8 protein-coding genes are annotated in these 10,357 nt (G+C 52.2%); 2 read left to right on the forward strand and 6 right to left on the reverse strand.

Annotated features, from left to right (window positions below):
• Positions 1-131 precede the first annotated feature (131 nt).
• From rimO to JW953_16850, 4 genes are all read right to left on the reverse strand, one after another.
• Positions 132-1,508 carry a 30S ribosomal protein S12 methylthiotransferase RimO gene (gene rimO / locus JW953_16835; GenBank protein ID MBN1994366.1) on the reverse strand — a complete coding sequence of 459 codons (1,377 nt, stop codon included), beginning with the start codon at positions 1,506-1,508 and terminating at the stop codon, positions 132-134.
• A 125-nt stretch (positions 1,509-1,633) separates the two neighbouring features.
• The gene (locus tag JW953_16840) at positions 1,634-2,809 is read right to left on the reverse strand and encodes an MFS transporter (GenBank protein MBN1994367.1); all 1,176 of its coding nucleotides are present in this window, start codon (positions 2,807-2,809) and stop codon (positions 1,634-1,636) included.
• Positions 2,810-3,081: 272 nt separating this feature from the next.
• Positions 3,082-3,345 (reverse strand): hypothetical protein, encoded by a 264-nt coding sequence (locus tag JW953_16845; GenBank protein MBN1994368.1) that lies wholly within the window; start codon positions 3,343-3,345, stop codon positions 3,082-3,084.
• Positions 3,346-3,482: 137 nt separating this feature from the next.
• Entirely contained in the window at positions 3,483-4,121 is a 639-nt protein-coding gene (locus JW953_16850) for a response regulator transcription factor (protein ID MBN1994369.1), read from the reverse strand.
• Positions 4,122-4,351: 230 nt separating this feature from the next.
• On the opposite strand from JW953_16850, the gene JW953_16855 reads away from it, so the two are divergent.
• The gene (locus tag JW953_16855) at positions 4,352-6,019 is read left to right on the forward strand and encodes a PAS domain S-box protein (protein ID MBN1994370.1); all 1,668 of its coding nucleotides are present in this window, start codon (positions 4,352-4,354) and stop codon (positions 6,017-6,019) included.
• Positions 6,020-6,079: 60 nt separating this feature from the next.
• The gene (locus JW953_16860; GenBank protein ID MBN1994371.1) at positions 6,080-7,966 is read left to right on the forward strand and encodes a beta-galactosidase; all 1,887 of its coding nucleotides are present in this window, start codon (positions 6,080-6,082) and stop codon (positions 7,964-7,966) included.
• Positions 7,967-8,057: 91 nt separating this feature from the next.
• Here JW953_16860 and JW953_16865 read toward each other — a convergent pair whose 3' ends face one another.
• Together JW953_16865 and JW953_16870 are read right to left on the reverse strand one after the other, a co-directional pair.
• Positions 8,058-9,566 carry a sugar ABC transporter substrate-binding protein gene (locus JW953_16865; GenBank protein ID MBN1994372.1) on the reverse strand — a complete coding sequence of 503 codons (1,509 nt, stop codon included), beginning with the start codon at positions 9,564-9,566 and terminating at the stop codon, positions 8,058-8,060.
• A gap of 299 nt (positions 9,567-9,865) precedes the next feature.
• Positions 9,866-10,357: carbohydrate ABC transporter permease (locus JW953_16870; GenBank protein MBN1994373.1), on the reverse strand; the 492-nt coding region annotated here is incomplete at its 5' end.

Consider the following 10,357-nt stretch of genomic DNA (forward strand, 5'->3'; position numbering starts at 1 on the left):
GCAAAAAACAATGGGACATCTATCCTTTGCGGCATAGTCTTTTTGTCCCATAAAAAAACGACCGGAGAGAGCCGGTGGTTGTCTATTTCAGCAGCCCAGATTTGAGTTTACAGAAATCCTAAAAACCTTTCTTATTTTACCAAAATCGGCTCACCGGCAGGGACAGCAATCAGGTCATATTCCATTGCGCCGGTAACCAGAACAGGCGTCATCTGTCCTACCGGCAGTTCCTTTTCAACCACCACGTAGCCGTCAATCTCTGGCGCATCGCGGTAGCTGCGAGTAATACTCAGGCCATCGCCCGTCCCCTCAACCAGCACCTCTAGCTTTTGGCCAATCAGCTTCTGGTTACGCCGCAAAGAAATGGGCTGTTGGCAGGCCATCAGACGCTCCCAACGCTCTTGTTTAATTTCTTCGTCAATTTGTTGAGGCAGGTCAAATGCCGGCGTGCCCGGCTCCGGTGAAAAGGTAAACGCGCCAACGCGGTCAAATTGAACTGTTTCGATAAAGTCAAGCAAACCTTGAAACTCAGTTTCCGTTTCTCCGGGATAACCAACGATGAAAGTGGTGCGCAAAACCGCACCCGGCATGGCCCGGCGATAATGCTCAATCCAGGCCAGCAGCCTGTTTACATTGTGGGGGCGACGCATCCGTTTGAGCGTGTCAGGATGAGCATGTTGCAGCGGCAAGTCAAGATAAGGGATGATTTGGGGATGGGCCGCCATTACCTCAACCAATTTACGGCTGGCGTGGCCGGGATAGGCGTACATGAGCCGGAGCCATTTGACCTCCGGCGCGGTTTCAACCAGTTGCTCCAGCAGCGCTGGCAGCCCATCCGGCTCGCCCCAATCACGGCCATAAGCGGTGGTATCCTGGCCGATGATGATGATTTCCTGCACCCCGGCCTTGGCCAACCGCCGGGCCTCCGCCAAAAGATGCTGGCGGGGACGGCTTCGGTTGCGCCCCTTAAAACTGGGGATGGTGCAAAAGGCGCAGGGGGCGGAACAGCCGTCGCTGATTTTGAGGTAGGCGCTGGCCCGGCCAAATTCTATCTGCTGCCGGTTCAAGGCGATGGTTTCCGGGGAAATATTGCCTGTTTCGGGAAGGTGATAGAGGGGCCGGGGTTGTTTATTGGCCCGCAATTCTTGGATGAAGGGCACCATATCGGCCCAGGCGCGGGTGCCAATGAGGCCATCCAACCCTTTAATGTGCCGGGTTATTTCATGGCCAAAACGTTGGGGCATACAGCCGGCGGCAATGAGCAGTTGATCTTTTCGTTTCCGGGCGGCCAGTTCTTGCAACGCGCCCAGCGACTCCACTTTAGCCGCCTGCAAAAAGCCGCAGGTATTGACAATCAGCACGTCGGCCCGGTGCGGTTGGTTGGTGCTACGGTAGTTGGCTTGCAGCAGTAACTCGCTGATACCTTCGCTGTCGTACACGTTTTTGGGACAGCCGAGGGTGAGTAGATAAAAAGTTGGTTCTTTTTGTTTGGTTTGTTTTTTGGCCATCACTTGTTTTTGAAAATAAAACCGGGCCTGGCCCGGTAAAAAATTAATGAGTCAAACATACCATAAAATTTGGTTTTTACAATTTGCAGACTAAATTTTGTTGGCGGTCAAAATCTTTTTGGGGATTAAACTCCTTCCAGGCTTACTTGTTCGGCCCGGGGTGGCAGCCAGATCATTGTGACAAAAAAGGCAAGCAGGGCCGGCGCCACGGCTAACAAAAAGACAGGCGCAAATTGGCCGGTTGAACTATAAATAAACACCGCCAGCAAAGGCCCAATGAATAACGACAGGTCCATCAAAGAGTCAAAAACGCCCATTGACGTACCCACATAGCGGGGGTTAAAGGTTTCACCGGCGTAAACAAAACTGAGCAGATAGGGGATGGTCTCGCCCACACAAAAGAGGGCGTAACAGGCCAACAGCGCCGGGAAGCTGTGGCTGAAAATGAGGCCAACGCCAGAAATAACAATGAGCGCCTGAGCCACCACCACAAACGCCCGGCGGCCAAATCTATCCGAGAGCGCGCCAACAGAATACGATACCAGGCTAAAAATCAACGCCCCAATGCTTAAAATTAAGCCGATTTGCCACGCCGCCAGTCCCACAACCTGCGCTTTGGTGGGCACAAAACTATAGAGAATGCCAAAACTGAACATGCCCGTGATGCCCATTAACAGGTAGAGATACACCCGTTTGTCCGCAAAAACCAAACCCAAACCGCGAAATACGCTCAAACTATGTTCAGGCTTAACCTTTTCGGTGTTTTTTATCAAGGCCAGCGCCGCAAAAAAGGCCAGCAGCGAGAACAGACCATCCACCATAAATGGCGCTCGCAACGAAACCAGCGACATAATACTGCCCAGGGCCGGGCCGGCAATAACAGACAAGCCCTGGCTGCTGCGTAAAATGCCAAAAAATTTCCCCGGCTGTTCCGTTCCCAGCGAGGCGGTAATGGCCAGAAGCGCGGGCATAGCAATTGCATCGGCGATGCCGCCGGCCACGCGCAGCATGGTTAATTGCAGCCAGTGGGTGGCGACCACACAAAGCAAAGACGAAATTGAGCCAATCAGCGTGCCTGTGAGAATGAGCGTCCGTTTGGAATAACGGTCGGCCAGGATGCCGGCAAAAAATTGCACAATCACTACCGTGGCCAGAGCAGCAGAGACCACAATAGGGATTTGCGCCGGCGCTGCGCCCAAATCGGCAGCCAGCTCAGGCAAAACAGGCAGCCCCACCAAGTTACTCAGAAAGATGATAAAGGCCATCAGGCCAATGCCATACATCTGCTTTAAATTATCCATTAACCCTCTCCTTACTTTTGTATAGATGTCCAGAAAAATTCCTTCCCAAAAAACAGGATAGCAGGTAGCAAGGTAGCAGATAAAAAGTTTGCTACTCTGCTACTTGCTACCTGTTTCAGCGGCAAAAACTTTTCTGTAGCATATACTATTTTGTTTTGCCAAAAGAAAAACCGGGCCTAAAACCCGGTCAGAATGGCAAAGCAATATACCACAAAACTAAAATTTGGGACAGTTTTTAATTTTGAGGGCGAAACACCAAAGGTGAAATGCAATTACAACAATAAAGCGGCATCAATGCCGCGCAGGGGGCAGCCGGCCTGGGCCATATTTTCGGCCAGGGTTTGGAAACAAAGCTGAGTTTCGTCGAATAGAATGTACAACTCCTGAGTTTCCAGGGTGATTTCAAACTTTTCAACGCCGGACAGGTCGCTCAATAGCGTTTCTAAGTTTGCCGCAATCTCCTCGGTTAGAGAATGTACATGCAGCGCCTTGAACTCCATGGCCAGGGGCCTCCCGCAGTAATATGCTTTTAGCATAAACGGAAATCCCCTAAACTCATAGTGACAGATGTCATCTTCTCTACCGACAATCGTCATATCTTGTTGTGTCAGTTAGCGGGGGATGTCAGGGGGAAAAAGACCGCGCTTTCGGCAGCGCGGTCAGAAATAACCTATCATTCCAAAACCTTCAAATAGTCGTCAAGATTATGACGGACGGCATAGGCGGTGGCTTCGGCCCGGTTGGATAAACCCAACTTGCCCAGAATATTGCTAACGTAATTACGCACCGTGCCTTCGCCTAAATAAAGATGGGCGGCAATTTCTTTATTTGTTTTGCCCTGGGTAATCAGGGCCAATACTTTGAGTTCCTGGTCTGATAAACCGGCAAAGGCCTCGGTGTGGGTGGTATCGCGCAATTTGGCCAGAACCCGGCCGGTAACGCTGGGGTCTAACAATGCCTCGCCCCGGCCAATGGTTTCAATTGCCCGCACCAAGTCATCGTTGCCCACTTGCTTTAACACATAACCCACGGCCCCGGCAGAAATGGCGTTGAAAAGAAGGTCGTCTTCGGCAAAAGAGGTGAGCATAATCACCTTGATATGAGGATGAGCTTTGACAATTTCGTAACAGGCATCAATGCCGCTGCCGTCGCTAAGGCGAATGTCCATCACCACTATATCAGGCTCATATTCATCGGCCAGTTGAATGGCCTCGGCCACCGTGCCTGCCTCGGCCACTACTTCCCAACCTGGCTGGCGTGATAACAAGTTGTTCAAGCCCAAACGAACCACTTCGTGGTCGTCTACGACCATAATCTGCACAGAACAGTTTCCCCCAAACTGAAGTTTATCTAACCGGTCTCCAAGTGATCGAATCTAAAGAAGATTTTACCTTACATCAGCCTTACATGCAAGAAAATTGGTGATAACGGGCGCGTCTCAAAATTGGGACAGGCCCAGTGATAACCCAGCCCCACGCAACTTTTATGCTGCTGTTAAATATGCTATACTGACAGGTAATAAAGTTTTTGTGGGGGATTGTTATGGGGGGTAACAAAAGTAAAACCAAACAACAACTGATGGCAGAAGTGGCCCAGTTACAGCAGCGGGTGGACCAGTTAGAAACACAACTGAAGCCCCCGGTAGTTTCGGGGCAGCAAAACGTCGTCTCGATTGATGGGGCCAAAATTGGGCCAAGCCAGGTGCGCATTGCCAGCATTGTGGATATTGCCAACGAGGCCATTATTTCCGTCAACCAAGCCCAAAAAATTATTATGTATAACAAAGGGGCCGAGAATATTTTTGGCTATTCGCCCGAAGAGGCCCTTGGCCGGCCGTTGGATATCCTCATCCCCGAAAAGTCTGTGGCCATCCACCGCCGGCACATTACCGAATTTGCCGGTTCCGAAACCACCGTGCGGCTGATGGGCGAACGCCAGGAAATTGCAGGGCGCAGAAAAAACGGCCAGGTATTTCCGGCGGAAGCCTCGATCTCAAAACTTAAAGTAGATGGGGGAAATATCTTTACGGTTGTGCTGCGCGATATTACCCGCCGCAAGCAAGCGGAAAAAGAACGAGAGCGCCTGATTGACGAGCTAAGAGCCTTGAACGAGGCGGCGCAGGCCATCAACTCTGAACTTTCCCTGGAGCAGGTATTGCACAAAATCGCCGAAGCCGCCCAGAATCTGGTAAAAACTAAATTTGCGGCGCTGGGCGTGCGCGACAGCCAAGACCAACTCTCTCACTTTATCACGGCCGGCATCATCCAACAAGAACCCGCTCAAATAGGGCCATCGCCCATTGACCGGGGCTTGTTGAACACGCTGTTGAATGAGGGGCAGTCGGTTATTATTAACAACATTGCCCAGCATCCCGACGCCGCGGGCTTCCCTAATCATTATCCGGTAATGCGCAGCCTGTTGGGAGTGCCCGTTTTCTCCTCTAAAGGCGATTTGATTGGCGCCCTTTACCTGGCCGATAAAAAGGATGGCTCTGATTTTATTGAAGCCGACCAAAAACTGATAGAAATGCTGGCTTATCACGCCGCCATTGCCATTGAAAACGCCCGCCTCTACGAGCAAACCCAACGCCTGGCGATTTTAGAAGAACAAGAACGTTTTGCCCGCGACCTGCACGACGGCATCATTCAATCCATCTATGGCGTGGGCCTGTCCCTGGACAGCGCCAAAGCGGCCATTTCCGCCACCAACGGTGCGGCCAGGCAACAAATTGACCTCAGCTTAAAAAGCCTGGCCCAAGTGATCACCGACGTACGCAACTATATTTTTGACCTGCGCCCGCAGGCGCTCAAGGACAAAGGACTGTACGCCCGGATGCACGGCCTGATCAAAGAATTACAGATAAACACGACCTTTGCCATCAAATCTCAAATTGACCCGGAGATCAACACCTATTTGAGCGAGTCTGAGGCCAGCCACGTTTTCCACATTGCGCACGAGGCCCTGGCTAACGTGGTGCGTCACAGCAAGGGGCGCAAGATCAGGCTGAACCTGACCAGGGACAACGGCCAGATCAACCTTTTAGTTGAAGATGACGGCATTGGTTTTACGCCTCCTACCAAAATCAAGCACGGCCATCACGGCCTGGCCAATATGCAAAAGCGCGTTTCATTATTGAGCGCCAAACTCAAAATTGACAGCACCCCGGGACAGGGCACCCGGGTCACTCTGAAACTACCATCCCGAAAATGACGGGACGGGTTGAGAAACTTTAACCACATTTTAGCGTAATATGAGTTAGAGGGAATTGCCATGCCAAACTATTTTGAAACCAACCTTGCGCCTCTATTTGCGGCCGACTTTGATTACTTTCGTATTCCCCGCCAAAAGTGGGAGTTGATGTTGACTCGTCTCAAACAAATGGGGGTTAACGCCGTCACCGTCACCGTGCCCTGGGGCTACCACGAATTTCAACCTGGCACCATTGATTTACACGGCACAACCTCTGCCCGGCGTGATGTGATGGACTTGTTAAACTTATGCGTCCGATTTGATTTGCCCTGTCTCCTCAAACCCGGCCCCTACGGCCACAACGGTATTTTGGGTGAGGGCATTCCCGCCTGGCTGCTAAAAGAGGCCGAGCAGCTGGATGAGGCTATGCCGGCTGCGGTGAAGAGTTGGTACAAAGCCTTGAGTAAAGCCTTACTTGGCCGCCAATGGCCCGACGGCCCCATTATAGCCCTGCAAATTGATATTGAACCGGCCGGCGGACAGCAGGTTGTTTTGACCAAACAACTGACGGAAGTGCAATGGCCAATCTGGCTTCGCAAACATTACGACGGCATCGAAGACCTCAATGCGGCCTATGGCGCCACCTACCGCACCGTGAGTGAGGTTGACTTTCCCCAAACCTGGCGAAAGGCCAGCACGCCCCTGGAAAAGGATGCCAAAACCTTCTTGGATGAGGTGCGCAGCGACAAAGGGAGTGAGTATACGCAAATCCTCACCGACGCCGGTTGGCTGATTCCCATTTATCCCTTTGCTCAAGACACATCGCCTGACCTGCCCGCTCTTCACGCTCATTCGCTGGCCGCCTCAGCCCCATTGCCTGTTTTGGGCCAGGGGAAAAAAATAGCGGTGCGGCGGGTCATCCTAAACCTGCAGCATCCCCTCCAGGTTGATCCTGATCCCGTGGAAATAGGTTGTGGGCCGGTATGGGCCGAAAACGCGCCGATCCGGGCTGATGGCTCGGTGCGGGCAAAATTTTGGGCTGTTCGGCGTTATCTGTGGGGCCATACCTTAGCTAAAATCACTCTGGCGGATGATTGCCTCAACCTGGTCCTAAAAGACGATCTCCTGGCCACTTGTCGCGGCGATACCTTTCTAAAAATTGAAACCACCGCCGGCCTCAAGTCGGCCATTTACCGGCTGACCTTCAACGGCGAGCTTGTTGCCGCCGACAACCTCAAAGTGAGCCGGGGTAAATTAAGCGGCCTTTACGTGGCTGAAGATGAGGCGGGACAAACCGACCTGATTTTTCTATTAAATAACCCCTCGGCCCCATTGAGTGGTTTCCTCTTGACTTATCTGAGCAGCCTGCTGGTCGGTCAAGCCCAAATAATTACCTGCTGCGCCACGCTGGCCAAAAAATTGGGCCAAATGCTTACGCCCGGCCAACTCAGCCCCACCACGGCTAAAACCGACCGGCCTGCTTTGACCTCTTATACTTTAGCAGAAGCGCGCCGGGGTTTAAAAGAGGCCGACATAGCCCTGAGAAAAGCTATGTCTTCTATTGGCGCCCTGGAAGGTGGCTTTGCCACCATGTTGGATAGGGAGCGAGAGGTTATTCCCACCCCGGCAACCAATCCGGTAGCCATCAGTCCCGAAGTATTTGAAGGTACGGCCAGGGAAATATTGGTGGAGATTGGCGCTACTTGCACCGAGATTGCGCCGCCACTGCAGTCCGCCGCAAAAGCCTTGCAGCATACGCTCAAGACCCCCTTTACCGTGGCGCAATACCAGCAAAGCTACGCCGCCGCCATAGCGGCTACGACTGCCGCTCAAGAGATCCTGCTCAAAGTGATTGGGCAATTGCGTTTACAAATTGCCTCAGAACAGCTCCCCCTGGTGGTCTGGCGCGTCCACGACCAGGCGCAAGCCATTGCCGAGGGTTTGCGGTGGGGAGTTTTGTTCAAATAGGAACCAATTAACAACAACAGGTTTACGTATAAAAGAAGCGTGTGTTTTACTGGCACACGCTTCTTTATTTGATGCTATCTGGTTTTAAAAACTATTTGAGTTTGGGTGTTTCATCGAGCAGTTCTTGCAGTTTGGTATTGACATCAGGGGCGAGGGCATCCACATCACCGCCGTCAATGGCCTCGATGATCAAGGTGCCAATGGAGTCACGGGCTTCGCCCACGTTCAGCACAGGCGGATTCCAGTTAGGGTTGCTGGCGGCCAACTGGTTGAGGATAACATCGGCCACTTCAGGGTATTGGTTTTGGGTCTGGTATTGCGCTGACTGCCAGGCCGAAACACGACCGGTGGTAATATTGGCCAACTGGGCGCGTTCTACCATCTCCTTGCCCAAAGCCCACTGCACAAACAGCCAGGCGGCGTCCTTGTGTTGTGAGCCGTTGTAGATGGAGAGCACCCAGCCGGAGACGGTGGGGTCTGGCCCGCCGGGGCCGATGGGGGCCTGGGCCACAGCGACCTTATCTACGATTTTAGACTGTTCGGGGTCAACCAGATTGGAGAAGAAAACGTTGGCGTCAAACCACATGCCGGCCTTGCCTTGCAGAAAGATGTCTTGGCATTGTTGCCAGTGATAGGAGGTGGCGCCTGGGGGGCCATACTTATTCAGCATTCCGCCATACCATTTGACCGCATCCAGGAAGGCGGGGTCAAGGACATTGGCCTGGCCGTTGGCGTCCACCCAATCGCTGCCGAAGGTGTGCAAGAAGCTGGCGAACTGGGAGGTGGCTGCCGCCCCTTTACCCCGCAGGCAGATCCCATAGATGCCGTCAGCGGGGTTGTGGATGGCGGTTGCGGCTGCTTCCACGTCTTCGATGGTTTTTGGGGGATAGGGCACGCCGGCCTGGTCGAACAGTTCCTTGTTGTAGAACAGCACGCCGGTTTCGTTGTAGACCGGCAGGCCAACCAGTTTATCGTTGGACAGCCGACCGACCAGAACGCCGCTGTCGGTGAAGTCGTCGAAGTTGAAGTTGGGGTTGGTGATTTTGGTGTTGGCCAGCATTTCTTCAAGGTCCACATACCAACCGGCTGAGTCATACTTGATGCCTTCCTGGGCAACCATAGAGACGAATACGTCTACGTCGCTGGTGCCGGCGGCGAATTCAACGGTTGTTTTTTGGCGGAATTGGTCTTCAGGCAGGATTTCGTAGGTGGTTTCGATGCCGGTCAATTCTTCAAATTCGGGGATGTATGGTTCCAGGAACTGCGTCCACGGCTGGGTAGCCATTGCCACTCGGATCTTTTCTCCCTCAAACATCCGCCAATCAAAGTCGGTAGCAGGTTCTTCTTTGGCTTCTGCGGCTGGGGCTTCCTCTTTGGCTTCCACAGCGGAGGCCTCTTCTTTGGTTTCTGCGGTCGGGGCCTCTTCTTTGACTTCCACAGCGGGGGCCTCTTCTTTGGCTTCTACGGCCGGGGCTTCTTCTTTGGCTTCTGCGGCCGGGACCTCCTTTTCGGCAGATATGGGGGCAGTGGAGGCACAGGCCGACATGAGCATACTGGCAAGAAGTAATAAACTTACGAACAAAAAGATATAACGTTTCATTTCTTTCCTCCAAACGTTTTTAATGGTATAATTTGATGGTTGTTTTGTTGAGGTGTGTCTCATCTCAGTTGGGGAAGCGATGTTAAGGTCTGCTCTCTCTGTGGTTGTTTTCCGACCTTACGAATCGAAAGGGCAAGCCTTTCGATTGATTTTTCTAACTATTTGAGACATACCTTTTTTATTTCCCATGCTGAAAAAAGCTGCGTTTTGGAAAGGTGTTTATAGATATATCTTCATAGGCATCCCTCCGTTTCTATCCTCAACCAATTTGCAAGCAGACCCGCCCTTTACTTGGGAAGCTATCCCTTCACTGATCCCAAGGTTAGGCCGCGAACCATATACTTCTGGACAAATAAAATCATTATCAGCACGGGTAAGGTGACAATGGTGGCCGCGGCGTTCAGCCCGCCCCAGTCAATTTGGGTATAGGAGATAAAAGAAAATACGGCTACGGGCAAAGGTCGCGTCTCCTGGCTGGCCAGAACCAGCGAGAACATAAAGTTGTTCCAAGAGAAGATAAAGCTCAAAATAGCGCTGGCCGCAATTCCCGGTTTCACCAGCGGCAGCGAGACCTTCAGAAATGCCTCAAAAAGATTACAACCGTCAATCAGGGCGGCTTCGTCCAGTTCCTGGGGAATGTCTTCAAAAAAACCAATCATCAGCCAGACCGTCATGGGCAACGTTACGAGCAAGTGAGATAGAATCAGGGCATAATAGGTACCGATCAACTTCAAATTTGAGAACATGATGAACCACGGCACCAGGTAGCTAATTCCCGGCATAATCCGGGC

Source organism: Anaerolineae bacterium (genome assembly GCA_016931895.1).
Classification (GTDB): domain Bacteria; phylum Chloroflexota; class Anaerolineae; order 4572-78; family J111; genus JAFGNV01.